20 protein-coding genes and 1 pseudogene are annotated in these 26,385 nt (G+C 71.9%); 9 read left to right on the top strand and 12 right to left on the bottom strand.

Annotated features, from left to right (window positions below; genetic code table 11):
• Nucleotides 1-46: 46 nt before the first annotated feature.
• The 4 genes from ACN267_RS25045 to moaC all read right to left on the bottom strand — a co-directional run bounded on the left by ACN267_RS25045 (nucleotide 47) and on the right by moaC (nucleotide 2,761).
• Nucleotides 47-478, bottom strand: coding sequence for a molybdenum cofactor biosynthesis protein MoaE (locus ACN267_RS25045; RefSeq protein ID WP_281903316.1), 432 nt, complete (start codon nucleotides 476-478; stop codon nucleotides 47-49).
• On the bottom strand, nucleotides 475-1,734 hold the full coding sequence (locus tag ACN267_RS25040) for a molybdopterin molybdotransferase MoeA (protein ID WP_281901663.1): 1,260 nt from the start codon (nucleotides 1,732-1,734) through the stop codon (nucleotides 475-477). The genes ACN267_RS25045 and ACN267_RS25040 overlap by 4 nt, the downstream gene beginning before the upstream one ends.
• Nucleotides 1,735-1,802: 68 nt before the next feature.
• Complete coding sequence (locus tag ACN267_RS25035) at nucleotides 1,803-2,273, bottom strand: MogA/MoaB family molybdenum cofactor biosynthesis protein (RefSeq protein ID WP_204958336.1); 471 nt, start codon at nucleotides 2,271-2,273, stop codon at nucleotides 1,803-1,805.
• On the bottom strand, nucleotides 2,270-2,761 hold the full coding sequence (gene moaC, locus ACN267_RS25030) for a cyclic pyranopterin monophosphate synthase MoaC (RefSeq protein WP_421489773.1): 492 nt from the start codon (nucleotides 2,759-2,761) through the stop codon (nucleotides 2,270-2,272). The genes ACN267_RS25035 and moaC overlap by 4 nt, the downstream gene beginning before the upstream one ends.
• Nucleotides 2,762-3,430: 669 nt before the next feature.
• Here moaC and ACN267_RS25025 point away from each other — a divergent pair.
• The 5 genes and pseudogenes from ACN267_RS25025 (at nucleotide 3,431) to ACN267_RS25005 (ending at nucleotide 9,192) form a co-directional block, all read left to right on the top strand.
• On the top strand, nucleotides 3,431-5,977 hold the full coding sequence (locus tag ACN267_RS25025; protein ID WP_421489772.1) for a putative bifunctional diguanylate cyclase/phosphodiesterase: 2,547 nt from the start codon (nucleotides 3,431-3,433) through the stop codon (nucleotides 5,975-5,977).
• Nucleotides 5,974-7,257, top strand: a pseudogene (locus ACN267_RS25020) (glycosyltransferase 87 family protein); the annotation flags it as partial. The gene ACN267_RS25025 and the pseudogene ACN267_RS25020, both read left to right, overlap by 4 nt.
• 27 nt (nucleotides 7,258-7,284) lie before the next feature.
• Nucleotides 7,285-7,917 (top strand): phosphoribosyltransferase, encoded by a 633-nt coding sequence (locus ACN267_RS25015; protein ID WP_204958926.1) that lies wholly within the window; start codon nucleotides 7,285-7,287, stop codon nucleotides 7,915-7,917.
• Between the two features lie 30 nt (nucleotides 7,918-7,947).
• Nucleotides 7,948-8,373, top strand: coding sequence for a zf-TFIIB domain-containing protein (locus ACN267_RS25010; RefSeq protein WP_281901661.1), 426 nt, complete (start codon nucleotides 7,948-7,950; stop codon nucleotides 8,371-8,373).
• Between the two features lie 135 nt (nucleotides 8,374-8,508).
• Nucleotides 8,509-9,192 carry a maleylpyruvate isomerase N-terminal domain-containing protein gene (locus ACN267_RS25005; RefSeq protein ID WP_421489771.1) on the top strand — a complete coding sequence of 228 codons (684 nt, stop codon included), beginning with the start codon at nucleotides 8,509-8,511 and terminating at the stop codon, nucleotides 9,190-9,192.
• Nucleotides 9,193-9,211: 19 nt separating this feature from the next.
• Here ACN267_RS25005 and ACN267_RS25000 read toward each other — a convergent pair whose 3' ends face one another.
• Entirely contained in the window at nucleotides 9,212-12,802 is a 3,591-nt protein-coding gene (locus ACN267_RS25000) for a replicative DNA helicase (RefSeq protein ID WP_421490492.1), read from the bottom strand.
• 408 nt (nucleotides 12,803-13,210) lie between these two features.
• Between ACN267_RS25000 and ACN267_RS24995 the strand changes: the two genes are divergently transcribed.
• Nucleotides 13,211-14,878, top strand: coding sequence for a hypothetical protein (locus tag ACN267_RS24995; RefSeq protein ID WP_421489770.1), 1,668 nt, complete (start codon nucleotides 13,211-13,213; stop codon nucleotides 14,876-14,878).
• Between the two features lie 125 nt (nucleotides 14,879-15,003).
• Here ACN267_RS24995 and rplI read toward each other — a convergent pair whose 3' ends face one another.
• The 4 genes from rplI to rpsF form a co-directional block, all read right to left on the bottom strand.
• On the bottom strand, nucleotides 15,004-15,450 hold the full coding sequence (gene rplI / locus ACN267_RS24990; RefSeq protein WP_088643629.1) for a 50S ribosomal protein L9: 447 nt from the start codon (nucleotides 15,448-15,450) through the stop codon (nucleotides 15,004-15,006).
• Between the two features lie 14 nt (nucleotides 15,451-15,464).
• The gene (gene rpsR, locus ACN267_RS24985) at nucleotides 15,465-15,704 is read right to left on the bottom strand and encodes a 30S ribosomal protein S18 (protein ID WP_007073789.1); all 240 of its coding nucleotides are present in this window, start codon (nucleotides 15,702-15,704) and stop codon (nucleotides 15,465-15,467) included.
• Between the two features lie 41 nt (nucleotides 15,705-15,745).
• Nucleotides 15,746-16,282, bottom strand: a complete 537-nt coding sequence (locus ACN267_RS24980; protein WP_204958344.1) for a single-stranded DNA-binding protein — start codon at nucleotides 16,280-16,282, stop codon at nucleotides 15,746-15,748.
• 77 nt (nucleotides 16,283-16,359) lie between these two features.
• Nucleotides 16,360-16,650, bottom strand: a complete 291-nt coding sequence (gene rpsF / locus ACN267_RS24975) for a 30S ribosomal protein S6 (RefSeq protein ID WP_088643630.1) — start codon at nucleotides 16,648-16,650, stop codon at nucleotides 16,360-16,362.
• A 515-nt stretch (nucleotides 16,651-17,165) separates the two neighbouring features.
• Here rpsF and ACN267_RS24970 point away from each other — a divergent pair.
• Entirely contained in the window at nucleotides 17,166-17,948 is a 783-nt protein-coding gene (locus ACN267_RS24970) for a deoxyribonuclease IV (RefSeq protein ID WP_204958345.1), read from the top strand.
• Between the two features lie 6 nt (nucleotides 17,949-17,954).
• A complete protein-coding gene (locus ACN267_RS24965; protein WP_421489769.1) occupies nucleotides 17,955-20,171 on the top strand; it encodes a hypothetical protein in 2,217 nt (738 codons plus the stop codon).
• Between the two features lie 144 nt (nucleotides 20,172-20,315).
• On the opposite strand, the gene ACN267_RS24960 is transcribed toward ACN267_RS24965, so the two are convergent.
• The 3 genes from ACN267_RS24960 to ACN267_RS24950 form a co-directional block, all read right to left on the bottom strand.
• Nucleotides 20,316-21,824 carry a glycosyltransferase family 87 protein gene (locus tag ACN267_RS24960; RefSeq protein WP_281901655.1) on the bottom strand — a complete coding sequence of 503 codons (1,509 nt, stop codon included), beginning with the start codon at nucleotides 21,822-21,824 and terminating at the stop codon, nucleotides 20,316-20,318.
• A 165-nt stretch (nucleotides 21,825-21,989) separates the two neighbouring features.
• On the bottom strand, nucleotides 21,990-24,917 hold the full coding sequence (locus ACN267_RS24955; protein WP_421489768.1) for a transglycosylase domain-containing protein: 2,928 nt from the start codon (nucleotides 24,915-24,917) through the stop codon (nucleotides 21,990-21,992).
• A gap of 197 nt (nucleotides 24,918-25,114) precedes the next feature.
• Nucleotides 25,115-25,561, bottom strand: a complete 447-nt coding sequence (locus ACN267_RS24950; RefSeq protein WP_204958349.1) for a DUF5318 domain-containing protein — start codon at nucleotides 25,559-25,561, stop codon at nucleotides 25,115-25,117.
• Between the two features lie 175 nt (nucleotides 25,562-25,736).
• Here ACN267_RS24950 and ACN267_RS24945 point away from each other — a divergent pair, with 175 nt between their 5' ends.
• Entirely contained in the window at nucleotides 25,737-26,375 is a 639-nt protein-coding gene (locus ACN267_RS24945) for a PadR family transcriptional regulator (RefSeq protein WP_145922454.1), read from the top strand.
• The last annotated feature ends 10 nt before the right edge of the window (nucleotides 26,376-26,385 follow it).

The following is a 26,385-nucleotide window of genomic DNA, read 5'->3' as shown; positions in this document are numbered from 1 at the left end:
CGCACCGGCACCTCTCCGGTCGAGGGTGAGCGTGCGCCCCGGCGGGTCAGGGGCAGTTGACCCACTCTTCGGTGCCGTCGGCGAAGACCTGCCGCTTCCAGATCGGCAGCCGCGCCTTCACCTCGTCGACCAGCCGGGCGCACGCCGCGAAGGCAGCCGCCCGGTGTGCCGTGCTCACCGCCGCCACCAGCGCCACGTCACCGATGTCGAGCCGGCCGATCCGGTGCGACACCGCCACCGCGTAGACGTCGGGGTCGGCGGCGATCTCGGCGGCCACCGCGCGCAGCGTCTCGACGGCGCTCGGGTGGCCCTCGTACTCCAGCAGGGTCACCGCTCGACCGTGGTCGTGGTCGCGGACCACGCCCTGGAAGGAGACCACCGCGCCGGCCCGGCGGTCGGCCACCGCCGCCTCGTGCGCGGCCAGGTCCAGCGGCTGGTCGGTGACCGCGAGCAGGGCCGTCGTCGGGCCGGTCGTCACCACGTACGCTCCCCGGGCAGCAACGGCAGCGGTACGACCGGCACCCGGGCCCCGACCTCGCCGGAGGTGCCCGGCCGGATCACCGCGAACCCGTCCGCGCCGGCGAGCCCGCGCAGCATCGCCGACCCGACGTGGCGGACCGGGTGGGCGGTGCCGGCGGCCCGGTCCAGCCGGACCAGCGCCAGGTGGGTGTAATCCCCCCGGCCGGGCACCGGCCCGGCGAGGGTGGCCTGGGGCAGCGCCGGTAGCGCCCGGCCCTGGAGTCCGGCGAGCAGCGGCGCGACCAGCGACACCAGGGCGACGATCGCGGACTGTGGGTTGCCCGGCAGCCCGGCCACGAACCGCACCCGCCCGTCGGCGTCGACCAGCCGGGCCAGCAGCATCGGGAAGCCGGGCCGCACGGCGACCGTGTTCACCACATGGTCGGCCCCCAGCGCCTCCAGCGCGGGGTGCAGGTGGTCGACCGGTCCGTGCATGGTGCCGCCGGTGGTGCAGACCAGGTCGGCCCCGGCGAGCGCGGCGCGCAGGGCGGCCACGTGGGCGGGGAGGGTGTCGGCCACCGGGCCGACCACGTCGGAGGGCCGTACCTGGCAGCCGTAGCGCCGCAACCAGGACGGCACCGCCGGGCCGAGCGCGTCGCGGACCCGGCCCGACCCGGGCGGCCCGGCGGTGAGCAGTTCGTCGCCGAAGACCAGCAGCGCGGCGCGCGGTTGGCGGCGCACCGCGAGCTGGTCGTGCCCGCAGGAGGCGGCCAGCCCGATCAGCGCCGGGTCGACCGGGGTGCCCGCCGGCAGCAGTTCCTCGCCGGCCACCGCCTCCTCGCCCGGCTCCCGCCACTCCGGGTTCGGGCGTGGCGTGCCGGTCACCCGCCCGTCCGGGGTACGCCCCGAGTCCTCGATCCGCAGGATGGCGGTCGTCCCGGTGGGGACCATCGCGCCGGTGGCGATCTCGACGGTGGTGCCGTCGGCGGTCAGCCCGGCCGGGGTCTGCCCGGCGAGCACCCGTCCCACCACGTCCCACGGGCCGGCCCCGCGCACCGCCCAGCCGTCGACGCTGGAGGTGGGGAAGGCGGGCAGGTCGGTCCGGGTGGTCAGCGGCTCGGCCAGGGTGTACCCGTCGGCGTCGGAAAGCGACCGGTTGACCGGGGGCAGGGCGGCGGCGAGGCCGACCGCGTACACCCGGGAGCGGGCCTCCTCCCATCCGGCCGGCGGCGGCGCGGCGACCTGGGCCGTGGCAGCGGCGGTTTCCGTGCTCACCGGGGGCCTCCGTTCGAACGGGACGCGTACACCTCCGCGAGCCTATCGCCGCCGCGCCGGGCGTGTGGTCAGTGGTCGCCGCCGCGCAACTGGTCGACCGCGTGGCCGAGGATCGGCCCGAGCACGGCCAGCCCGTCCTTCGCGCCGCCCCGCGAGCCGGGCAGGTTGACCACGAGCATCCGGCCCAGCACCCCGGCCAACCCCCGGGACAGCGCCGCGGTGGGCACCCGGTCCCGGCTGTACGCGCGGATCGCCTCGGCGATGCCGGGGATCTCGTAATCGAGCAGCGCCCGGGTCACCTCCGGGGTCCGGTCGGTGGGGGTGATGCCGGTGCCGCCGCTGGTCAGCACCACGTCGATCCCGTCGGCGCGGGCGGCGCGCAGGGCCTCGCCGACCGGCTCGCCGTCGGGCACCACCACCGGCTCGTCGACCTGGCAGCCCAGCTCGCGCAGACCGGCGACGAGCAGCGGGCCGCTGGTGTCGGCGTACACCCCGGCGGCGGCCCGGTTGGACGCCACGACGACCCGGGCCCGGATCACGGCCGGTCCTGCGGGCGGACCCACTCGCCGGTCTTGCCGCCGGTCTTGCGCAGCACCCGGACGCCGTCCACGGCGGCGGCCGGGTCGACCGCCTTGACCATGTCGACCAGGGTCAGCCCGGCGACGGCGACGGCGGTCAGCGCCTCCATCTCCACCCCGGTCCGGTCGGCGGTGCGGGCGGTGGCGGTGATCTCGACGGTGTCGTCGGTGAGTTCGAGGTCGACGGTGACGCCGTGCAGGGCGATCGGGTGGCACAGCGGGATCAAGTCGGGGGTGCGTTTGGCACCCATGATGCCGGCGAGCCGGCCGACGGCCAGCGCGTCGCCCTTGGGCAGCCCGTCGCGGCGCAGCAGCTCCACCACCTCGGCGGTGGTGCGCAGCCGCCCGGCGGCCACGGCGACCCGGCCGGACACCGGCTTGGCGGAGACGTCGACCATGCGGGCCGCGCCCGCGGCGTCGACGTGGCTGAGCTGCGCGGGATCGGTCACGTCCGGGAGCCTAGCGGTGCGCTCCGACCAGAGGGTACGGCCCGGTGCGCGACGACGACCGGGAACAGCGACACCGAGCGCTTGGGGACGATTCGTGATCGGTAGTTCATCGTCGATTTCATCGGTCGCCACTAATAGGTTCTGGCATCGACGACAGAGCGGGAAACACCATCACGCGCGAGATCGTCATGCCCGAGAAACCCTACGTCGCGCCGTGACCGCGAATCGCCACCGGGCCACTTCGACGACGTTGGCACCACCGCGCCGACCCGACTACGCTGCGTTCCGCAATGGGGTGATCTGTCGCACTCGCACAACCGGCCACCTCGACGTACGGCAAACGACCCCTCTCGTCCGATGTCGCGAAGCCGCCGTCTGCACCATTATCTAGCGTTAACGAGAACCGTCGGGAGCGCTCAGCACTCCGTTTCCCCATGGAAACGGAAAGTCACCAAGACGCACTCAATTCTCACCTATCGCTCATAGTTACATTTATACCTCCAAAATCGGCCTAACCGCCCTTAGGCTGTCCCCTGTCAGATCCCGACCGCAAGGGTCGGCGACAACGACCAGGGGAGGGCGAACGCGATGTCCGCACACGAGTGGCTCTGAACGATTGTGGTGGTGGCGTGACCCCACGTAGCCTTGGCCTCTGCTCAGCGACACGGAGTGGTTGTCGAGGACACGGTGGCGCGACCGGACGAAGGCAAGACGGAGGCCGAGCGGCAGCTGACGCTGCACGTCGGCCTCGTCTGCGTGGTGGCAACCGCAGCGGCCGTCGTCGCCCTCTACCAACTGGTCCACCTCGACCTCACCGGCGGCGACCTCACCCGCTCCGTCGCACTGGCCTTCATGGCCGCACTCAGCGTCCGGATCAACTGGCAGATCCGCATCCGCGCCACCGTCCACGCGGTCTCCTGGAGTGAGACGGCGATCGTCCTCGGGCTGGCCGTCGCACCGGCGCCCCTGGTCGTCCTGACCACCGGGACCGGCGTCGCGATAGCCCTGCTGTCCATGAAACGCGGACCGTTGAAGACCACCTTCGGCATCGCCAAGAGCATGCTGCTGGCGGCCGGTGGCGGCGTCGCCCTGCACACCCTCGGCTGGTCCCCGCAGGACACCGCCCTGCCGAACGCCATCGGCATGATCGGGCTCGCCTACGTCGTCGCCGTGGTCCTCGACGAACTACTCACCCTGCCCGTCATCGCGCTGGCCACCGGCACCCCGCTGCCCCGGCTCTTCGCCGACGACCTCGGCCTGCGCCTGACCAGCGCGCTGGCCCGCTTCTTCCTGATCGCCGTCACCCTGGCCATCCTCCAGGCCGACCCCCGGCTCCTGCTCGCCGTGCCACCCCTGGTGCTCAGCCTGCACCTGCTCTACTCCAACCAGGTCAAGTCCCGCACCGAACAACAGGCCTGGCAACGGCTGGCCCGCACCACCGACGCGCTCAACGTGGTCGACCTGGACAAGGTCCTCACCACCGCCGTCACCCAGGCCACCGAACTCTTCTCCGCCGACGAGGTCGAGATCGAACTGCGCGACGCCGGCCGCACCGTCCGCGGCGCGAGCGGCACGATCACCTACGACGGCCCGTCCGGCACCCCCAGCGAGATCGAGGGCACCGTCCTGCCCGCCCGCCTCGAAGGCCACGACCGCACCGTCGACGTCGGCATGCTGCGGCTGCGCTTCCGAGGGCCGGTCCGGCTCAACGAACGCGAGCAGTACACCCTGCGTACCTTCGCCTCCGCGCTGTGCACCGCCGTCCGCAACGCCCAGGCGTACGCCGAACTCGCCCGAGTCGCCGCCGAACACGCCCACGCCGCCAGCCACGACGCCCTCACCGGCCTGGCCAACCGCCGGCAACTGCTCGACCGGGGCACCGAACAGCTCGGCACCCGGCACGCCGAGGGGGTGACCGCCCTCGTCCTGATCGACCTCAACCACTTCAAGGAGGTCAACGACACCCTCGGCCACGCCGCCGGTGACCAGGTGCTGATGCGGGTGGCCGACCGGCTGCGCGCCGCCGCCCGCGACGAGGACCTGGTCGCCCGCCTCGGCGGCGACGAGTTCGCCGTGCTGATGCGCAACCTGCCCGCCCCCGCCATCGCCGCCCACCGGGCCGAGACCCTGCTCGGCGCCCTGCACGAACCGATCGACGTGGACGGCATGCGGATCAGCGTGGAGGCCAGCGGCGGCATCGCGGCGGCCCCGGCCACCGGCGGCATGCCCGAACTGCTGCGCCGCGCCGACGTCGCCATGTACCAGGCCAAACGGGCCGGCCAACGGATCGCCACGTACGCCCCCACCCGGGACACCGCCGACCTGCGCCGGCTCACCCTCGGCGGTGAGTTGCCCCGCGCGGTCGCCGACCACGAGTTCACCGTCAACTTCCAGCCCATCGTCGACCTCGGCACCGGCGAGGTGACCGGAGCCGAGGCGCTGGCCCGCTGGCACCACCCCCGGCACGGGGTGATCGACCCGTTGCGCTTCATCGAGGCGGTGGAACGCTCCGGCATGCTCCCCGCGTTCGCCGAGGCCATCCTCGACCAGGCGCTCGTCGCCGCCGTCGGCTGGCGGACCGCCGGCTTCGACCTGCCCGTCTCGGTCAACGTCTCGCCCCGCAGCCTGCTCGACGCCCGGTTCCCCGGCGCAGTGCTGGCCCGGCTCCAGGCCCACGACTTCCCCCCGGACCGGCTCGTCCTGGAGCTGACCGAAACCCTCACCCTCAGCCAACTCGACGTGGTCGACCGGGTGCTCAACCGGCTCCGCGACTCCGGTATCCGGCTCGCCCTGGACGACTTCGGCACCGGCTACTCCTCGCTCTCCCTGCTCTCCCGCATCCCCGTGCACGAACTGAAGATCGACCGCAGCTTCGTCACCGCGATGGAGAGTTCCGCCGAGGCGGCGGCCGTCATCCGCTCCACCCTCGACCTCGGCCGCAGCCTCGACCTGGCCGTCGTCGCCGAGGGCGTGGAAAGCGAACCGCAGCGCCGGGCCCTGTGGTCGCTCGGCTGCGCCGCCGGCCAGGGACACCTGTTCGCCCGCCCGCTGCCGGCCGGCGCGCTCCTCGCCGCGCTGCAACGGGGCTCCGGCGGCCGCCCCGGCAGTCTCGCCACCCCGCTGCACGACACCGGCGCGGTCATCCGACTCAGCACCCCCGGCCGCCGCCAGCCCGCCCGGAACCGCCCGACGGGTCTGCCACACTTGCCGGCGTGACCGCCGCCGACCGTGCCGCCCGCCGCCTCCGGGCCGTCGACACCGCCGCCGGTGGACTCGCCCTCGACCTCGGCCTCTACCTGCTCTCGGCGATCTTCGCCGCCGTCACCGCCGCCACCTCCACCCTGCCGCCGCACCGGGCCTGGGGTGGCATCGCCGCCGTCGGCTACCTCGCCGCCACCGTCCTGGTCGCCGCCCAGTTCCTCCTCCGCCACCACCCCCGGTTGGCCGGCACCACCGCCCGCGCAGTGGTCACCGGCCTCGCCTGGGCCGGCACCGCCCTGCTCCCGCTGATCATGCAGGCCGGGCAGCGGGCCGCCGGGCGCACCGACCGGGCCCAGGAGGAGGTGGTGGTGGTCGAGCAGGCCGGCATCCGGCTCGCCGAACACGGCACCCCCTACCTCGGGCCGGACGCCATCGCCGCGTTGCCCGCCGACGAACGGCTGCTCGGCTACACCCCCTACCAGCCGGGGATGGCGTTGTTCGGGCTGCCCCGGGCCGCCACCGACACCTGGTGGACCGACTCCCGCGTCTGGTTCGCGCTGGCCACCGCCGCAGCCCTGGCCTGGGCCGTGGTCGCACTACGCCGCCCCGCCCCGACCACCGGCGCAACAGCCGGAGCAGCGGCGGTGCTACGCGGCGTACAGGCCGCCACCGTCCTACCGATCTGCGCACTCACCCTCGCCACCGGCGGCGACGACCTGCCCGTCCTCGCGCTCTGCCTGCTGGCGCTGGCACTCGCCGCCACCGGGCGGCCCGGCGGGGCCGGGCTGGCGGTCGGGCTGGCCGGCGCGTTGAAACTGTTCGCCTGGCCGGTCGCGCTGGTCCTGATCTTCTGGGGGACGACCCGACGGGCCGGGCTGCGGGTGGCCGCCGGCGCGCTCGGGCTGCCCGCCCTCGCCCTGTTCCCCGCCCTGCTGGTCGACCGGGACGCGCTGGTGGAGAACGTGCTGCGCTTCCCACTCGGCCACGGCCAGGTCACCAGCCCCGCCCAGTCCCCGTTCCCCGGCCACCTGATCGCCACCGCCCTGCCCGGCGGCCGGGTCGTCGCCGCCGTCCTGCTCGTCGCCGTCGGCGCCGCGATCGCCGTCCGGCTCCTCCGCCGCCCGCCCCGCACCGCCGCCGCCACCGCACTGATCTGCGGGTACGGCCTGCTCGCCGCGATCCTGCTGATGCCGACCACCCGCTTCGGCTACCTGCTCTACCCGATCGCCCTGCTGTCCTGGGCCCCCGCCCTCACCACCCGCCCGGCACCGGTTCCGCCGAGTTCCCGACGCACCCTGCCCACAGGGCGTAGACCTGAGGACATGAGCAGCTACCGCGACCGCGCCGACGCCGGCCGCCGACTCGCCGAACGGCTCACCGCCCTGGCCGGTCAGCCCGACGTCGTCGTGCTGGGCCTGGTACGCGGCGGGGTGCCGGTGGCCCGGGTCGTCGCCGACCGGCTCGGCGCACCGCTCGACGTGCTGGTGGTCCGCAAGCTCGGCCTGCCCCGGGCACCCGAGGTCGCCTTCGGCGCGCTCGGCCCCGGCGGGGTCCGAGTCCTCAACGACCAGGTCGCCGCCCCGCTCGACCCCGCCGACCGCGCCGAGGTGCAACGCCGTGAACAGGCCGAACTCGACCGCAGGGAGACCCGCTACCGGCACGGCCGACCCCCGCTCGACCTGACCGGACGTACCGCCCTGATCGTCGACGACGGCCTGGCCACCGGCGCGACCGCCCGCGCCGCCGTACAGGTCGCCCGGCGGCTCGGCGCCCGACGGGTCGTGGTCGCGGTGCCGGTGGGCGCACAACAGGCGTACGAGATGCTCGCCGCCGAGGCCGACGAGGTGGTCTGCCCGCAGCACCCGGTCGACTTCACCGCGGTCAGCGCCTACTACGACGACTTCCACGAGGTCGACGACGACGAGGTGACCTCGGCGCTGATCACCACCGCCTGAAATGCTGCGCCGACCGGGTACCGTCGAGCGATGGAGCTCACCTGTCCCAAGTGTCGCGGAGATATGCGCCAGTACGAGCGCAGCGGAGTCGTCATCGACCAGTGCGGCGAGTGCCGGGGAATCTTCCTGGACCGCGGCGAACTCGAAAAGTTGTTCGAGGCCGAGGCGAACTGGAACCGGCAGCGCGGTGCGGGCGCGCCCGGTCAGCCCGGCACCGTCCCCGGTCAGCAGCACGTCCAGGCACCGGGCGGGTATCCGCCGCCGCCCCCGCCGCCGCCGGTCCCGAGCCACCAGCCGGGCTACGGTGCCGTGCCGCCGCCTCCGCCCCCGCCGGGTTACCCGCCGCAGCCCGCGTACGGCGGCCACGGTGGCTACGGCCACCAGCAGCACTACGGCTACCACGGCCACTACAAGCGCAAGAAGCACAAGGGTTTCCTCGACGAGATGTTCGGCTGACCGGTTCCGTCGACGGCCGGGCCGGGTCCTCCCGCGCCCGGCCCGGTCCCTTCACCGCCGCCGGCCGCCCGGGTTCCGGCAGGCGGGTTCCGGGTCCGGATGCCGGACCGCGCCGGGCGTGCGACGCTGCACGGCATGACGTTCGTCAGGCAGCACACCGCGTTGGCGCAGGCCTACGACGGCATCACCCGGGTGGTCGCCGACCTCGACGACGACGCCCTGCAACGCCCCACCCGGTGTCGCGGCTGGCTCGTCGCCGACCTGCTCTTCCACCTGCTCGGCGACGCCCGGCGGGCGCTGGTCACCCTGGCCAGCCCGGTCGACGGGCCGGCCGACACCGACGATGTCAGCTACTGGCGGTCGTTCCCGGCGGGTGCCGACCCCGACGCCGGGGCCCGGCACGCGTGGTGGGTACGCCGCTCGGCCGCCGCCTTCGACCGGCCCACCGGCGTGGTCCGGATCTGGGCGGACACCGCCCCGGCCGCCGTCCGCGCGGCGGGTGCCGCCGACCCGCGGGGCCACGTCACCACCCAGGGGCACGTGCTGCGGGTGCCCGACTTCCTGGCCACGTTGACCACCGAGGCCGTCGTGCACCACCTCGACCTGGTGTCCGACCTGCCCGCCGCGCCGCCGCCCGGTCCGCTGGCCGTCGAGGTCGCGGTCGCCACCATGGACGGCCTGCTCAGCGACGACACCGTCCGGCCCGCCGACTGGGACGACCTGACCTACCTGGGCAAGGCCACCGGTCGGGAGCCGCTGACCGACGGGGACCGGGTGGCGCTGGGCGAGGCCGCCGGCTGGTTTCCGCTGCTCGGCTGATCTCGGCGTCGGCGTCGGGTCAGACGATCGCCATGTCGACGAAGCGGGACAGGTGCAGCTGGGCCGCTACCGTGATCGAGTCGGTGGGTCCATTTCTGTGCTTGGCAACAATGAAATCCGCCTCCCCGGCGCGCGGCGACTCCTTGTCGTAGTAGTCGTCGCGGTGCAACAGGATGACGACGTCGGCGTCCTGCTCGATCGAGTTGTGGGTGGCGATCCCGTTGGCGACGAAATTGTGGGTGCCGAGTACCGTCGCGTCGAAGACGTCCTGCTCGCCGAGCGACTCGATCGAGGTGATCTCGTCCCAGAAGATGTCGTTGGTCGCATGCAGTTCGAGGTCGGCGGCGTCGAGCACCGAGGCGATCTTCGCCAGTCGGGACCGGCTCGGTGCGCGCTTCCACAGCGCGCTGCCGCAGAATTGTGTGCCTATTGCTTGCGCGAACTCGCGGTGGCTGATGCCCCGCTCTACCAGGACATCCCGAACCTGGTTCCACACTTCGGTCGGTACCGTGTCGACGTTGGTGTTGCTCACGACCGTCTCCAACACGGTGAGCAGCGCCTCGCAGGCAGCCGCGCGCTCGCCGTGCACCCCGATCTCCCGCAGGAACCGCAGTTGGTCGTCCCGACCCGAGATGTCGAGGGTGTACTGGGGACGGTGGTCAGCTACCGGAACGACTTTGAGGCGGGCGGTGATGCCGTACCGCAGGAGGAGGCGGGAGATGTCCTCAAGCATTCTGCGACTGGTGGAGGAGAAGTAGACACGCCCGCCCCTACCCGACTTGTTGACATGGACCGAGCCGTCGGTCGACCAGAGGTGGCGCAGGAAAAGCGTGATCTGTTCCTTGGGCATGCTGAAGATCGCCTGCGGAATGAACTTCTCGTGCGAACGCAGCCCAAAGAGCCCCAGTCCATCGAGCCACTCTGCGATCGGATTACGCCGTCCACGGGCCAGTCGGTACGGGGCGGGCAGCCGGAGCGTCGTGACCCGGGCGGCCTCGTACTCGTCCCGTATGGCGCTGATCCCGAAGTGCTTCGCGGCCTCGGCCACGGCCACCAGGTTTTCCTCGTCCCTGCTGGCGTACCGGATCGGCTGGCGTCTGACGAACGAACCGTCACCGAGCAGGTGCGCGAGCAATACCACCTCCGCCTCCACCCACGGCCGGATCGCCAGCGGCGGGGGCAGGTGTCTCGGCGTGGCCAGCCGTGCTCCGACGGCCAGCTCACCGAGCGGCACCCACCCGGCGAAGGTGAGGAAGGGGTGGTTCGCCGTCGCGTCGATCTGCTTTCCCGACGCGAGGGTCAGCCGGAACACCTTGCGCCGACCGCTGGGGAAGACGTGCGTCATGGTCCGGGGCGAGTACCGCAGATTCTCGTCCAGCGCCCAGACCGGGATTTCTCTCGTCCCGGCCTCTAGCAGCTCACCCATGGTGACTTCCGCATTGGTGTCGGCCCGGATCAGTCGGGTCTCCGCGGTCAGACAGCCAGATTCGCGCAAATCGGACAATTGTGGTCGCTTATCGGTACGTTGCTCGGGACCACGGTTGAGCTGGCTGACCGCGATCACCGGGCACTCGACCTCCTTGGCCAACAGCTTCAGGCCACGGGACAGGTCCGCGACCTCCTGCTGACGGCTCTCGGTACGCTTCGGTGAGGTCATCAGCTGGAGGTAGTCGACGACGATCATCTTGAGGTCGTGCTTCTGCTTGAGCCGCCGCGCCTTCGCCCGGATCTCCATCAGGTTCATGCTCGGGGTGTCGTCCACGAACAGCGGCGCCTCGCTGATCTCCCCCATGCAACGGGCCAGCTTGGTCCAGTCGTCGTCGGAGAGCTGACCGCTGCGCAGCACGTGCAGCGGGACCCGCGCCTCGGCCGACAGGAGCCGCATGACGATCTCGACCTTGCTCATCTCCAGCGAGAAGATGGCGGCGGCCTGGTTGGCCCGGATCGCCGCGTTGCGGGCGAAGTCCATGCTGGCCGTGCTGTTGTGGGTGGGGATCATCGACCGGCCGGCCAGGTAGAGGTGGTCGGGGTTGTCGACGGTCACGCAGCGCACCGGCACGCTGGCCACCGGCCGGACGTCCACCACGTACCGGACACCCGGGTCGGTGCGCAGGCGGACGGCCTCGGCGGATGCCCTGGGCTCCCGCCGGAAGACGGCGTCCGGGGTGGCGAAGGCGACCGTGTACGACGTCCCGGTCCGACCCGGTGCCGGCCGCTCGGTGAACGTGCAGCGGTAGCCGAGACCCACCACGAGTTCCCGCACGTCGCCGGCGAGCCGCCGCGACGTCGAGGTGTACCGGTGCTCGCCGGTCGGGGTGAGGGTGCCGGCGGTGTCCATCAGCCCGGCGAGCAGTGCCCGACGTTGCGCCTCGGAACCACGTAGGTAGTCGCGGGGGATGTGCTTGTCCGCGAGGACACCGACCTCCCGCAGTGTCGTCAGGAAGGACCCGGCGAGGTGGCCCGGGTCGGCCCGGCCGTCGCCGAGCCAGCCGCCCAGGCCGTACGGGGGGATGGGCACCGCCCGCTCGGGCAGTTGCAGGGGGGCGCAGGTGGCGACGGCGTGGCGGGGGAGTCCCTGCGGCCCGGTACGCAGCGTCGCCGCGATCTGCGCCGTGGTGAACACGCCGTCCTCGGCAGGGTCCGGGGCTGCGCCCGTCGGCGTGCCGCCCGCCGGGGCGAGGGCCCGGGTCCGGGTGGTGGTCCGCCACAGGTGCCCGGCGTCGGCGACGATCACGCTGCCGTCGGAGAACTCGACCTCGTAGCAGGGTCGCCCGTGCATGACGGCGAAGGCGGCGGTGACCGTGGTCGGTGTGCCGTCCGCGGCGAGCAGCCGGTCGCCGACGCGGACCTCACCCATGGTGGTCCAGCCGTCGGGGGTGGGCAGCGGCGTGTCGAGCGCCAGTGCCTTACCGAGGCCGGGGCGGCCGGCCACGATGATGAGCTGCCCGGGGTGCAGGCCGTTGAGCAGCCGGTCCAGGTCGGTGAAGCCGGTCGGCACCCCGGTCATCACGCCGCCCTGCGCGCCGACCGCCTCGATCTCGTCCAGGGTGGGCTGGAGCATGTCGGCGAGCACCGCGAAGTCCTCGCTGACCCGCCGTTCGGTGATCTCGTAGACCGCCTGCTGGGCCAGGTCGACGACGTCGTCGACGTCGCGGCTGCCGCCGGCGGCGGTGCCGTAGCCGAGCTGCACGATCCGGGTGCCGGCCTCGACGAGGCGGCGCAGCACGGCGCGTTCGCCGACGATCCGGGCGTAGTAGGAGGCGTTCGCCGCCGTCGGCACGGCTGCCATGCAGGTGTGCAGGTAGGGGGCGCCGCCGACCCGGGCGAGGTCGCCGGAGTCGGCGAGGGCCGCCGCGACGGTGATGCCGTCGGCGGGCTCGCCGCGACCGTAGATGTCGAGGATGGCGTCGAAGATGGTGGCGTGGACGGGCCGGTAGAAGTCGGTGGACTTGAGGATCTCGACGACGTCGGCGATCGCGTCCTTGGAGAGCAGCATGCCGCCGAGGACGCACTGCTCGGCGGCGACGTCCTGGGGTGGGGTCTTGTCGAATTGGCCGTCGCGGGGCGGCGGGGCGGACGACTGCCCCGCGACCCGGGGCTCCGCCCGCATGTCGTCGGTGATCGACACGGTTCCCCCTCCACAGCGTCGCGGTCGGCCCGGCGGTACGCCGGCGGTGTGACACCGTCCGGTCAGGTCGATCGGGGGGCCATCGCGCGACCGGTCGGTGCCCCACGATACGGACCCCGAGGTCAGACCCTCAACCGGCGCGGTGGACGAGCCTCGGGACAACCTGTGGACGCGCGTGGACAACCATGTGCGCAGCGTGTGCACAGCCTGTGGAAAACTGTGGGGGAATTCTGAGGGTAGGCGCTGCGACCTGGGGGTTCACTATCCACAGCCTGTGGACGAATATTTTCCGGTAAGGCTCTTGGGTCGGTCTTCCCGTACTATCTCTGCGAAACGGCTACACCTGGACAGCGGATTGCACTTTCGGTTGAGAAGGGTCACGCTCCGGCCGTGAGTTACCGGGACTGGGAGCGCGGGGAGGGCAGCCCGCGCGCGCGTCAGCCGATCGCCCCGTGGGACGACCTCGGCGACCCGGTTCCGTCGGATTCATACTCCTCGACGGACCGCTACCGTACGCCGAGTCGGCGTCGGGCGGTCGAGCGTGGGCAGCAGGAGCCTGTCGACGCCTACCTGCCGAGCTGGGCGGTCGAGTCGGGCATCGCGCACGCCGACGGCCGGGGTCGGCACGCCGCCCCGGACGACGACGAGGACGACACCCGGCGGGTCGCCGGGGTGGGTCGGCGGGCGGCCCGCCGGCGGCGGGAGAGCGAACGCCGGGAGGCACGGGCGGTCGGTGCGGGCCCCGGGTCCGACGACCACACCCGGGAGTGGACCTTCGACCGTCCCCAGCAGGAGCAGGGGTACGTCGGGAGCCGGCGGGCCGACGCCGACGAGGGTGAGCCGGTGTCCGGGGCGGCCCCGACGGCCCGCCCGCGTCGGGCGTCGTCCCGTCGTCCCGAGGTGATCTGGTCCGGTGGTGACGATTCCGACCTGCCTGTGGAGGCCGTTCCCGAGCAGCCGCCCCGGCGTCGGCGACGCAACACCGACGAGTCGTGGGCCCGGCCGCTGACCGACCCGGCGAGCCGCCCGGCGGCCGACCCGTGGAGCCGGTCGGCCGAAGCGGAGCCGGAGTACCGCCCGGCGGTGGACCCGTGGGACGCCTCCGGCGTGCACGGTTGGCAGAGTCCTCCCACCGACGACCGGTGGGACCGCCTCGGCGGGTCGTCGCGGTGGGGGCAGAGCGACAGCACCGGCCAGTGGGACCGCTTCACCGACACCGCCCAGTGGGACCGGACGGACGTCGGCCGGTGGGGTCAGGTGACGGCGGAGGGTGACGGGTGGGACGGTCGGGATTCGGGCCGGGTCGACCGTCCGGACCGCGACGAGGTGGGCCCGTGGGACCGGGTCGGGCCCGACCGGCGGGACGCGGGTGGGGTGGACCGGTGGGAGCGGTCGGTGCCGCCCCGGTCGTCGCAGCCGGTCACCGGTGAGGGCTGGCCGTGGGGTGGGCAGCCGGAGGGTTTCTGGTCGGGTACCCGCCTGGCGGGTGACGATCCCCGCTGGATGGATCCGCCGACCTCGGCGCCCCGGTCGCCGGTGGTGGGTTACACCGCGCCGCGCCCCCGGGCGGCCCCCCGTCGTCGGGCGGAGCCGGTGTCCGGGCGGGCCGCCGGGCGGGCGGCGTCGGCGTCCTCGCTGCGGGAGCGGATCGGCGCGGTGGGTGCCGGTTCGTGGAACCGTCGCCTGGAGGACGATCTACTGGACCCGGATCCGGGTGGTCCGCTGCGTCCGTTGGTCTACACGGCGGCCTGTTACCTGGTGCCGGCGGTTTTGGTGTTCCTGTGGCTGTTGACCCTGGACGGTCAGCCGCCGGCCGGTTGTGTCACGGACATCAGCGGTGGCGGGTGTGAGCCGCCCCGGGCCCATGCGCTGGGTTCGCTGGTCGCGGGTGGTCCCCGGTTCGGTCTGTCGTTGCTGAGCAGCCTGGTGGTGGCGGTGCTGTTGCGCCGGGTCGGGACGACCTGGCGGCCGGCGACGGTGGCGCTGGCGGCGGCGGTGGTCGGTGGCGGCCTGTCCACCGTGATGATCAGCGCGGTCACCGGTCAGCCGATCGGCTGACCGCACGGGTTGTCGGGGCGCGGCCCGGCCGGACCCGGTGCACCGCGGCGTGGAGTGTGGGAAGTGCGTAGTGGCCCGCACCGGATGCCGGTGCGGGCCACTACGGATGTTGCTGGTGCTTGAGGTCAGCCCTGGACGACGTTGAGGTCGAACGTGGCGGACACCTCGGGGTGCAGCTTGATCTTCACCGGGTAGGAGCCGGTCGACTTGATGTGACCGGGCATCTCCAGCCGACGACGGTCGAGGACGGGGCCACCGGCCGCCTTGACGGCGTCGATGACCTCGGCCGGGGTGACCGAGCCGAAGAGCCGGCCACCGTCGCCGGCGCGGACCTTCAGGCTGACCTTCAGGCCTTCGAGCTGGCCCTTGACCTCGTTGGCGTGGCCGAGGTCGCGGATCTCCCGGGCCGAGCGGGCCCGCTTGATGACCGTGACCTGCTTCTCCGCACCCTTGGTCCAGCTGATCGCGAAGCCCTGCGGCAGCAGGTAGTTACGGCCGTAGCCGTTCTTGACCTCGACGATGTCGCCGGGGGCACCGAGACCGGAAACTTCCTGGGTCAGGATGATCTTCATGTCGGTGCCTCCTCTCAGCGGGCCGTGGCGGTGTACGGCAGAAGCGCCATCTCACGGGCGTTCTTGACCGCACGGGCGATCTGCCGCTGCTGCTGGGAGGTGACCCCGGTCACCCGCCGAGCGCGGATCTTGCCGCGGTCGGAGATGAACTTGCGCAGCAGCGCGGTGTCCTTGTAATCGATATAGGTGATCCCGTCCTTGTCGAGCGGGTTCACCTTCTTCTTCGGCTTGCGAAGTGCCGCAGCCTTGGCCATTGCACGTGCTCCTGGTTTGCGATCGCGGGCGCTCGGCGCCATTAGAACGGAGGCTCCTCGTCGAAGTTGCCGCCCGAACCACCGCGGGAGGAGGGGGCCGGGGCAGCAGAGGCCCAGGGGTCGTCGAAGTTGCCTCCGCCGCCGCCCTGGTTGCCACCGCCACCGGAGCCGAAGCCACCACCGCCGCCACCGGAGCGCGACATCTTCTGCACCTTCGCCGTGGCGTAGCGCAGCGACGGGCCGATCTCGTCGACCTCAAGCTCGATGACGGTGCGCTTCTCACCCTCGCGGGTCTCGTACGACCGCTGGCGCAGCCGACCCGAGACGATCACGCGGGCGCCCCGCTGGAGCGACTCGGCGACGTGCTCCGCCGCCTGCCGCCACACGGTGCAGGCCAGGAAGAGCGGCTCGCCGTCCTTCCATTCGTTGGTGGTCCTGTCCATGAACCGGGGCGTCGATGCGACCCGGAACTTGGCGACCGCCGCACCGGACGGGGTGAACCGCAGCTCGGGGTCATCGGTCAGATTGCCGATGACCGTGATGGTGGTGTCTCCTGCCATGACCAACTCCTCGCGCACTCAGCGTTCTGCCGTACAGGCTCTCAGAGCCCTCCGACATCACGATGAGGTTGATCCGGGCGAACCGGGTTGGATGCTTAGCGCATTTCCGGTCGGATGACCTTGGTGCGCAGCACGGACTCGTTCAGCCGCAGCTGGCGGTCGAGTTCGGCCACCGCCTCCGGCGTCGCCTGAAGGTCGACGACGGCGTAGATGCCCTCGGCCTTCTTGTTGATCTCGTACGCGAGGCGCCGGCGGCCCCACACGTCGGTCTTCTCCACCGAGCCACCCGCGGTCCGGATCACGTTCAGGTACGTGTCGAGCGACGGGGCGACGGTGCGCTCCTCGAGACTGGGATCGAGGATCACCATGACTTCGTAGTGACGCAAGACGTGCTCACCTCCTGTGGGCTAGGCGGCCACGGTCCTTCCGTGGCAGGAGGTCGTGCGTCGTGCCCGCCCCGCGCCGGGGGAACCCGGCCGGACGCGGACAACCGGACCAGGATACCCGGTCCCGACGATCACCCCCGGGCAGGTCGACCCGGCAGGTCGGCGGTGGGGACGACGACGGTGACAGGGGCCCGCCGCGACACCCGAAGGCCGACGGCGGACCCCTGTCCACGGGGCCGCGGGGCGTCCCGTCCGCATTCCTTGGGTGGGACCTGGGGAGGAACGACCACACCGATGAGGTTGGATCGAGGACACCCCGCGGAGCTTCATCCTGTTGTTATCTGACGATACAACGGCGATCGTCACGTTATAGCCGAATTGAAACTATTCGTCCGGCTGTTCCACTCCCCTCAACGATCGCCGGCCCCGACCGGTGACGCCGCACGTCCCGCGGGCGCGACTTGCCCACCACCGTCACCCCTCGCACGTCGGGGGTGGGACGTAGGCTCGCCTGCATGCGTATCGGAGCCCACGTCGACCAGGCCGACCCGTTGACGGAGGCGGCCACCCGTGCCGCCGAGGCGGTGCAGTTCTTCCTCTCCGACCCGCAGGGCTGGAAGGCCCCGAAACCCCGGGAGGACGCCGACCAGCTGCGCGCCGCCGCTGTGGACGTCTACGTCCACGCCCCGTACGTCATCAACGTGGCCACCCTCAACAACCGCATCCGCATCCCCAGCCGCAAGCTGCTGCTGGGCCACGCCACCGCGGCGGCGCAGCTCGACGCCCGGGGGCTGATCGTGCACGGTGGCCACGTCAACGCCGGTGACGACCTCGCGGTCGGCTTCGACAACTGGCGCAAGACCTTCGCGTACGCGGCCGACTCCGGCGGGTTCCCCGTACCGGTGCTGATCGAGAACACCGCCGGGGGCGACAACGCCTGCGCCCGGCGGCTCGACGCACTGGCCCGGCTCTGGGACGCCCTCGGTGACTACGAGGTGGGCTTCTGCCTCGACACCTGCCACGCGTACGCCGGGGGCGAGGAACTGCTCGACCTGGTCGACCGGGTCAAGGCGATCACCGGCCGGATCGACCTGGTGCACGCGAACAACTCCAAGGGCGGATTCAACTCCGGGCAGGACCGGCACGACAACCTCGACGGCGGCACCATCGACCCGGAGCTGCTGGTGGCGGTGATCCGGGCGGCCGACGCCCCGGTCATCGTGGAGACCCCCGGCGGGGCCGCGGGTCAGGGCGCGGACATCGCCTTCCTCCGCGAGCAGCTCGGCGTGGGGGCCTGAACTCCGATGACCACCAACGCGACGGGCGGCAGCCCACCCGCACGGCAGACCGGCGGCACGGACCCCACCCCCGGGGCGGGATCGCCGCAGGACCGGCCGGCACCCGACGCGCGCGACAGCTCCGAGCCGGACGGTAACGGGCTACCCCCGACCACCGACTCCGACCCGAAGCCGGCCGGGTCCGGCGCAGAGGCCCAGCTGGCGGGGACGACGACGGAGAAGCCCGCAGCGACGGCAGCCGACCAGACCGGCACGACGCCCGACCAGACCGGCAGGCGCAGGACCTGGAAGGATATGTTCCGCAGAAGCAGGGCCGGCAAGGACGACCCCGGCACGAACAAGGCCGGGAAGGACGACCCCGGCGAGGACAAGGCCGGGAAAGACGAGGCCGGCAAGGACCGAAGCGACGAGCCGGCCGGGAGCGGAGCGGAGCGGCAGGAGCCGGCCGCCGAGGCCGATCCGTGGACCTCGTTCGCGCCCGCGCCGGAGCCGGTGCCCGGCCGCCCCGGACGCGCCGTCCGCGCCACCGGCCGGTTCCTGATGCACGAGTGGACGCTCGCCGTCCTCGCCTCGCTCGCCCTGGCCGTGGGACTGACCTGGCCGACCCTGCGCTACCCGCTCTACACGCTCCCCCAGGACTACTGGGATCCGAGTCTCCAGGCCTGGCAGATGGCCTGGTCCGGGCACGCCCTGCGAACGAACCCCGGGCAGCTGTTCCAGTCCAACACGTTCTTCCCGGAACCGTGGAGCTTCGCCTTCTCCGACATGCTGCTCGGGTACGCCCCAGCCGGCCTACTCGGCACCGGTCCGGACGCCGCCGTGCTCCGCTACAACATCATGTTCGTGCTGGCCCACGCGATGGCCACGTTCGGGGCGTACGTGCTGGCCCGGCAGTTGGGCGCGGGCCGGATCGGATCGGCCGTCGCCGGGGTCAGCTACACCTACGCGCCGTGGCTGCTCGCCCAGGCCGGTCACCTGCACATCGTCTCCAACGGTGGTATCCCGTTGGCGCTGGCCATGCTGGCCCGGGGACACGGCTGGTCACTGCGGCACGGTTACCGTCCCGAGCGCCGCCGGGTCGGCTGGGCGTACGCCGGGTGGGCGGTGGCCGCCTGGCAGCTCAGCCTGGGCTTCGGCATCGGCCTGGTCTTCGCGTACGTCCTCGCGCTGGTCCTGCTGGTCGCGGCGGCGGTGTGGTTCTGGCGGCGGCTACGGGGCGCGCGGCGGCCCTTCGGTCGTCGGTTGTTCGTCGCCGACCTGGTCGGCGGGCTGCTCTTCGCCGCCGTCGGCGCGCTGCTGGCGGTGCCGTACTTCAAGGTCGCCGAGCTGCACCCGAACGCGGAACGCACCCTCGGCGACATCGGCGTCTACTCGCCGCCGGCCAGCGGTTTCTTCACCGCGCCCGCCGAGTCGTGGATCTGGGGCGGGCTGCACGAGGGGGCTCGGGCCGCGTTGCCCTGGCATCCGGAGATGACCCTGCTGCCGGGCTTCGTGCTGTACGCGCTGGCGGCCGGTGGGCTGTTCTTCTCGGTGTGGCGGCTGCGGCACCGGCTGCTGATGCTCGCCGGGGTGATCGTCACCATGGTCCTCGCGATGGGGACCCGGTTCTTCGACGGCACCTTCACCTACGCCCCGCTGTTCGAACACCTGCCCGGGTTCAACGGGCTGCGTACCCCGGGACGGATGATGCTCTGGACGACGCTCCTGCTCGGCCTGCTCGCGGCCGGTGCGGTGAGCGCCTTCGCCCGGCGGGTACGCGAGATCAGCACCGACCGGGTGTCCGCCCGGCCGTCGCCGTGGCTGCGGGCGGTCACCCTGCTGCCGCTGCTGCTGGTGCTGGTGGAGGGGCTGAACAACACCCCGCACCCGGTGGTGCCGGAGCAGCCGGAGGCGATGCGCACAGTGGACGGTCCGCTGCTGGTGCTGCCCAGCGGTCAGAACCAGGACCAGCCGGTGATGCTCTGGTCGACCAGCCGGTTCCAGCAGGTGGTCAACGGGGGCAGCGGCTTCACCCCGAAGCAGCTCGACGACGTACGCCGGGTGTCGGCGGCCTTCCCCGACCAGACCAGCGTCGACTACCTGCGCACCCTCGGCGTCCGCAACGTGGTGGTGTTGCGGGACCAGATCGTCGGTACGCCGTGGGAGGTGACGGTGGAGGCGTCGGTCGAACAGTTGGGCATCACCCGCCAGCAGGTCGGCAACGCCGTGGTGTTCCGTCTCTGAGGTCGGGGTTGCGGTGGGGGTTTGCGGGGGAGCCCAGCCGGCTCCGGGCGGTCAGGCTTGATCCCTGCGCCGGCTGGGCTCCCCCGCAAACCTGACGGGCGCACGGCCGTCTCGAACTTGCGCGTCGGGGTGGTGGGGTGGGTTTCAGGCGGGGGTGGGGGCTGGTTCGGGTTCGGGGGCGGAGGTCCTACTGCGGAGTTTTGACAGCCAGGGGGCGTCGGGGGCCCCGTCGAGCACGCCGCCGTCCGGGTCGTCGGAGTAGGTCTGGCGGACCGCGTCGCGCTCCGGGTGCAGGATGTCCTTGACGATCAGGACGCAGAGCACCACCACCGTGCCGAGCCGCAGCGACGAGGCCAGCACGAAGACCCCCTCGGGAAAGACCGGACGGCTGGTGGCCGAGCCGAGCAGTTCGCCGTAGAAGGCGACGAAGTAGCAGACCTCGGCGAACTGCCAGGCGAGGAAGGCGCCCCAGCGGGGCCGGGCGAGCACCGCCAGCGGCAGCAGCCAGAGCACGAACTGTTGCGACCAGACCTTGCTGAAGATCAGGAATGCGGCCACCACCAGGAACGCGAGCTGGGCCAGCCGGGGCCGTCGGGGTGCCCGCAGCGCCAGTACGGCCACGCCGATGCAGGCCAGCCCGAACAGGGCGTACGACAGGTTGTTGAGGGTCGGGATGTTGGCGTTCAGCCACTGGAACGGGCCCTGGTCGCCGGGGCTGCCGGTGTTCACCTTGCCGTCGAGGTACCGCCCGATGTACCACAGCGTGCCCCAGTCGATGGGCCGGGTGGTGTTCAGCTCGAAGAAGCGTCCCCAGTTGTCGGGGTAGCGGATCGCCGCCGGCAGGTTCACCGCGACCAGCGCGACCAGGCCGGTGGCGACGGCGGTGAGCGCGGCCCGTAGTCGACCGGCGCGCAGGCCGAGGATCAGGATCGGGCCGAGCAGGAACAGCGGCCACATCTTCGCCGCGCCGCCGAGGCCGAGCAGGATGCCGGCCAGGGCGGGTTGTCGTTTCGCCCAGGCGGCCAGCCCGAAGGCGGCCAGTCCGATGGCGAGGAAGTCCCAGTTGACGGTGGCGGTGAGGAACAGCGCCGGGGCCAGCGCGAACAGGGCCGCGTCCCAGGGTCGTCGACGGCGCAGGGCGAGTATCACCGCGGCGGTGGCGACAGCGAGCGCGCTGAGGGCCAACGCGTTGGCGTTGTAGAACCAGCGGCCCTGGTTGATCGTCGGGTCGTCGACGCCGAGCGAATGCACTGGCAGGCCGAGCGCGCCCATCATGTAGCCGGTGAGCACCGGGTACTCCACCGGGTGGTCCCGGTAGGGGACCTTGCCCTCGTGCAGGCCCTCGGCGTAGTAGAGGGCCAGCACGTCGGTGTAGCACATCCGGGTGTACTGGATGTTGTTCTGCCAGGCACCGTTCTGGCAGGGCGCCTTCTGCACCCAGTGCAGGGCCAGGGTCAGGCAGGCCAGGGCCAGCACGATCCGGGCGGCCGTCCAGAACCGGCTCTCCCGACCGGCGGGCCGGTCGACGGCGACCGCATGGTCGCCGAGCGGCCCGCCGATCGCCTCGGAGACGCCTCGGACGAAGCCGTCCGATCGGGACGGGTGGTCGCTGCTCCCGGCGTCGTCGATGCCGGCCGTCGGCTGGGTGCTCATGAGAATGCATCCTGCCCTATGAATGGCTCCCGGACGAGCAGCATGTCGCGGTGCGGAATCCGTACGCCCGACGCGGACCATCCCATCCGCGACATGCCGCTGCCGGCGACCGCAGGTCTGCGGGTCGCCGGCAGCGGCATTGATGCTTGTCGGTGCGGGTTCGGCTCAGTCCCGGGCGCGTGGGGTCGGCAGCAGGCCGCCGCCGTTTCCGCCGGGGAGGTTCTGGTTGGGCGGGTTCGGCGGATCGCCCCCCTGGTTCCCACCCTGATTACCACCCTGGTTGCCGCCTTGGTTTCCGCCCTGGTTGCCGCCTTGGTTCCCACCCTGGTTGCCGCCCTGGTTGCCGCCGCCGAGGAGGCACTGCAGGTCGGTCGGGGCGCAGTTCTGCCCGTTCGGGTTCGACGGCGGCGGCGGGGGCGGGGGCGGGGTGCCGTTGCCGGACTCCGGGTCGCCGACCTTCGCCGCCGGCGGGAAGTCCAGCTTTTCCTCGCCCTTGAGCGCGCCGTTCATGACCCGTTCCCAGATCTCGCCGGGCATGGTGGCACCGCTGATGTTGTCGCCGTTGTTCAGCTTGATCGCTTCCCGCTTGCCCTTGTTGCCCACCCAGACGGCGGTGGCAAGCTGTGGGGTGTATCCGACGGTCCAGGCGTCACCGTTCTGGGTGGTGCCCTCCTTGAGTTCCCAGGTACCGGTCTTGGCGGTCGCCTTCCGGCCGTCGGCCAGAGTGTGGTTGATCCGGCCCGGGTAGTCCTCCAGCACGTCGGTCACGTCGGCGACCACGTCGGGGTTGATCCGCTTCTGCGGTTTGAGCTGCTCACCGCCGAGCTTCTCCCACTTGCCGGTCTCCTTGTTCTGCTTCTCGGCGGAGATCAGGAAGTGGGCCTTGTTGTAGATGCCCTTGTTGGCGAAGGTGGCGATGCCGTTGGCGTGGTCCAGCACGGTGATCGGGTACTGGCCGTAGGCGACCACGTGGTAGAAGGGGTCGGGCGCCAGGTCGGCGGCCTTCTCCTTGGTCAGGTCGTGCCCCTTGGGCGGGCTCACGTTGGTCTGCCACATCATGCTGACGCCGGCCTTGGCCGCCATGTCGACGATCTTGTCGGGGCCGATGTCCAGGCTGACGTGGTAGAACGGGACGTTCAACGACTTCAGGGTCGACTCCCGCAGCGTGCAGGAGTCCCCACAGCTGGGGTTGTCGGTGCCGGCGTTGCTGACCCGGAACTCCACGCCCTCCGGGGTGAAGGCCCGGCCCTTCCAGCGCGACTCGACGGACTTGCCGGCCTCCAGCGCCGCCGCCAGGGTGTAGATCTTGAAGCTGGAGCCGGGCGAGTGCCCACCGGTGACGTTGCCGTTGGTGTCGGTGTTGGTGCCGGCGTAGTCGGTACCGGTGCCGTCGTCCCCGCCGTAGTAGCCGAGCACCCGACCGTTACGCGGGTCGATGGAGACCACGGCGGCCATCAGGTTCTTGCGGGCACCGTCCAGCTCGGAGCCCTTGGTGCTGCGCTGGGCGGCGCTGGTGACGGCCTTCTGCACCTTGTTGTCGATGGTGGTCCTGATCCGGTAACCACCCTCGCGGAGCATCGCCGAACAGCGCGGCTTACGCTCCGTCACCTCCGCGTCGTTGTCGGTGCAGAGCTTCTTCTCCCGCATCTCCGCCGACACGTAGTTGATGACGTTACCGATCGGGGTGTTGACCCCGAACTTGACGCCCGACCGGGACTCCTTGGGGGTCTGCAACGTCTTCGTCGGGTACTCCGTCGGATGCGCCGGCCGGCCGGGGGCGTCGACCCAGTGCATCTCGATCATGTTCTTGATGACGTAGTCCCAGCGGTCCTTGGCCTCGGTGGGGTTGATCGACGGGTCGAAGCCCTTGTGCGTGGCGCTCGGCTCCGGTTGCTTGATCAACGCGGCGAGCACGGCGGCCTCGGCCACGTCGACCTTCGAGACCGACTTGCCGAAGTACGCCCACGCCGCCGCCTCGATGCCGTACGCGTTGCGACCGAAGTAGATGGTGTTGAGGTAGTGCTCCATGATCTGTTCCTTGGTGAACTGATCGTTGAGCTTGGAGGCGACGATCGCCTCCTTCACCTTCCGCGCGTACGAGTCGTCTTGGAGGTTCTCGTAGGCGTTGCGGGCGTACTGCTGGGTGATCGTCGAGGCACCCTGCTTGTCGCCGTTGGAGAGGTTGTTCCAGGCGGCGCGGGCGATGCCCTTGTAGTCGACACCGGCGTGCTCGTAGAAGTTCTTGTCCTCCGCCGCCGCCACCGCGTCGCGCATGTGCTGCGGGATCTGGTTGATCGAGACGAAGGTACGGTTCTGCTCGCCCACCTTGGCGATGACCGTCTTGTTGTCGCTCGCGTAGATGGTGGTGGCGAGTGGCAGCTTGATCTGGTTCGGCAGTACCACGGTGGTGGAGTAGTAGGTGAACCCGACCACGCCGAGGCCGGCGAGCATGATGAAGACGGCAAAGCCGGCGATCAGCAGGTTGATCCGCTTGCGCCGCTTCGCCCGCGCCATCGCGTCCGGGTCCCCCGGACCGCGTCCGCGCCCGCCGCCACCGCCATAGCCACGCCCCGGCCCGTTCGGCCCGTTCGGGCCACCCGGCCCGCCACCGACCTGTGCGACGCCGGCCCGCGCCACGGAGGCCCGCCCGGCGGAGCCGACCGAGGCCGCGCCGACGCTGGCCCGGCCCGCAGAGGCTGTCCCCACCGAGGCCCGGCCGGCCGGTCCGCCCGCCGGCGAGACCGGCACCGACGCCCGACCCGGGCCACCCCATCCCGGCGATGCCGGGGAGACCGGCACCGACGCCCGGCCGGGCCCGGCCGGCGAGACCGGCACTGAAGCCCGGCCCGGGGTCGCCCGGCCGACCGAGGCCGATCCGGCGGCGCCACCTGTCGCGCGCGGCGGCGGGACCGCCGCCGAGGCCCGCCCGGTGGGCGCGGCACCGCCGACCGGGGCCCGGCCAGCCGGGGCCGCGCCCCGGGCGTCACCGCCCCGCCGGGGGTACCCGTCATCCGCCCCCGGTCCGGGGCCGCCGTTCGAACCCGGTACCTGGGCCCGCGCACGCGGGGAACTGGGATCGCCGTACGAGTTCATTCCTCACACCCTGCCGGTCGCGGTGGGACGCGGGGGCGTCACCACCGGGTTGCCGTGAGTTGACACACGCGTCGGGAGGCCGGCGCGGAGCCGGGGACGCGCTGCAAATTCCACATCATTCGGGCCATTCGGGCCGAGGGGCCGCCGGTCACGGTGACTGTGTCGTACGCCACCCGAGTTGACCGGATCAGCCAGGTTCACCGTTGCGCCTCTCGCCTTCGCCCCTGCGTGGCAGCGGTGGTGGCCTCCGCCGTGCCCTGCTCCGGGCCACCCTCGGCCAGCCCGTCCCGGCCGAGCAGGAACTGCTCGACGAGATGGTTCCAGTCACAGCCGGGGCACACCTCCACCACGAAGACCTGGAACTCACGCAGCGTCATGGCCAGCACGGGCAATTCGGCCAGGGAACGTGCCTGGCCGGCCGACTGCCTGAGTTCGTCCCCGTAAATGTAGTGGACGTGGATCAGGTTCTCGCTCCGGCAGATCGGACACCGCTGCTCGGTCGGTTCGCCGTGGAAGCGGGCCGCGTTCTTCAGGTACGGCGACGCGTCGCAGACGTCGTACGTGCCGACCCGCCCGGCATGGAGGTCACGCAGCACCGCCCGCTTCTGGAGCGAGTAGTCGACCACCTGGCGAGACGTGCGCATGCGGCAAAGGGTACGCGCTCCGGTCGGGCGGGGCGACCACCGTCACGATCCGTGAAGAGGTCGGCGCACAACGGGGGTTTGCCCGGACGCCGATCGAGGTACTAACGTGCGATGTATCGGTCCGATACATCGAGGCGGTTAACCTTCCGTCCCGACGGCAGGGGAAGGATGGCCCGTGCTGGAACTCGCCATCCTCGGCCTCCTCCAGGAGTCCCCGATGCACGGCTACGAACTCCGCAAGGAGCTCGCCGCCAAGCTCGGCGCCATCCGGGCGGCGATCAGCTACGGCTCCCTGTATCCGACCCTGCGCCGGTTGCAGGCGGCAGGTTGGATCACCGAGGCGGCCGGGACACCCGCCACCGCCGAGGAGGTCCCCGCGCTGACCAGCCGACGCGGTCGGGTGGTCTACAAGATCACCGCAGAGGGCAAGGAACGGTTCGCGCAGCTGATCGCGCAGGCCGGCCCGGAGACGTACGACGACACGGGTTTCGGCGTGCACTTCGCGTTCTTCGCCCGCACCGACCAGGCGACCCGGCTGCGCATCCTGGAGGGCCGCCGGCGCACGATCGAGGAACGTCGCGAAGGACTTCGGGACGTGCTGGGCCGGGCGGCCGAGCGACTCGACGCGTACACCCTGGAACTGCAACGCCACGGCCTCGACGCCTGCGAGCGTGAGGTCCGTTGGCTGGAGGAGCTCATCGCCAACGAGCGCTCCGGCCGTGCCCCGACCGCCCCGCGACCCGGGGTGGCCGACGGTCCACGAGACAACAACAGCCCGCCTCCGCCTGGAGAGTCCAGGAAAGAGCGGCCGTGATGAAGAAGAA

Origin of the sequence: Micromonospora sp. WMMD734 (assembly GCF_049178975.1) — a bacterium.
Classification (GTDB): Bacteria; Actinomycetota; Actinomycetes; order Mycobacteriales; family Micromonosporaceae; genus Micromonospora; species Micromonospora wenchangensis.
This window is presented reverse-complemented; position numbering and strand designations above follow the sequence as displayed.

Excerpts from the sequence above, each read along its gene's own strand:
- ACN267_RS25015 (WP_204958926.1), top strand. The coding sequence starts at position 7,285 with ATGAGCAGCTACCGCGACCGCGCCGACGCCGGCCGCCGACTCGCCGAA.
- ACN267_RS25010 (WP_281901661.1), top strand. The coding sequence starts at position 7,948 with ATGGAGCTCACCTGTCCCAAGTGTCGCGGAGATATGCGCCAGTACGAG.
- ACN267_RS25005 (WP_421489771.1), top strand. The coding sequence starts at position 8,509 with ATGACGTTCGTCAGGCAGCACACCGCGTTGGCGCAGGCCTACGACGGC.
- ACN267_RS25000 (WP_421490492.1), bottom strand. The coding sequence starts at position 12,802 with ATGCGGGCGGAGCCCCGGGTCGCGGGGCAGTCGTCCGCCCCGCCGCCC.
- rplI (WP_088643629.1), bottom strand. The coding sequence starts at position 15,450 with ATGAAGATCATCCTGACCCAGGAAGTTTCCGGTCTCGGTGCCCCCGGC.
- rpsR (WP_007073789.1), bottom strand. The coding sequence starts at position 15,704 with ATGGCCAAGGCTGCGGCACTTCGCAAGCCGAAGAAGAAGGTGAACCCG.
- ACN267_RS24970 (WP_204958345.1), top strand. The coding sequence starts at position 17,166 with ATGCGTATCGGAGCCCACGTCGACCAGGCCGACCCGTTGACGGAGGCG.
- ACN267_RS24965 (WP_421489769.1), top strand. The coding sequence starts at position 17,955 with ATGACCACCAACGCGACGGGCGGCAGCCCACCCGCACGGCAGACCGGC.
- ACN267_RS24960 (WP_281901655.1), bottom strand. The coding sequence starts at position 21,824 with ATGAGCACCCAGCCGACGGCCGGCATCGACGACGCCGGGAGCAGCGAC.
- ACN267_RS24955 (WP_421489768.1), bottom strand. The coding sequence starts at position 24,917 with ATGAACTCGTACGGCGATCCCAGTTCCCCGCGTGCGCGGGCCCAGGTA.
- ACN267_RS24950 (WP_204958349.1), bottom strand. The coding sequence starts at position 25,561 with ATGCGCACGTCTCGCCAGGTGGTCGACTACTCGCTCCAGAAGCGGGCG.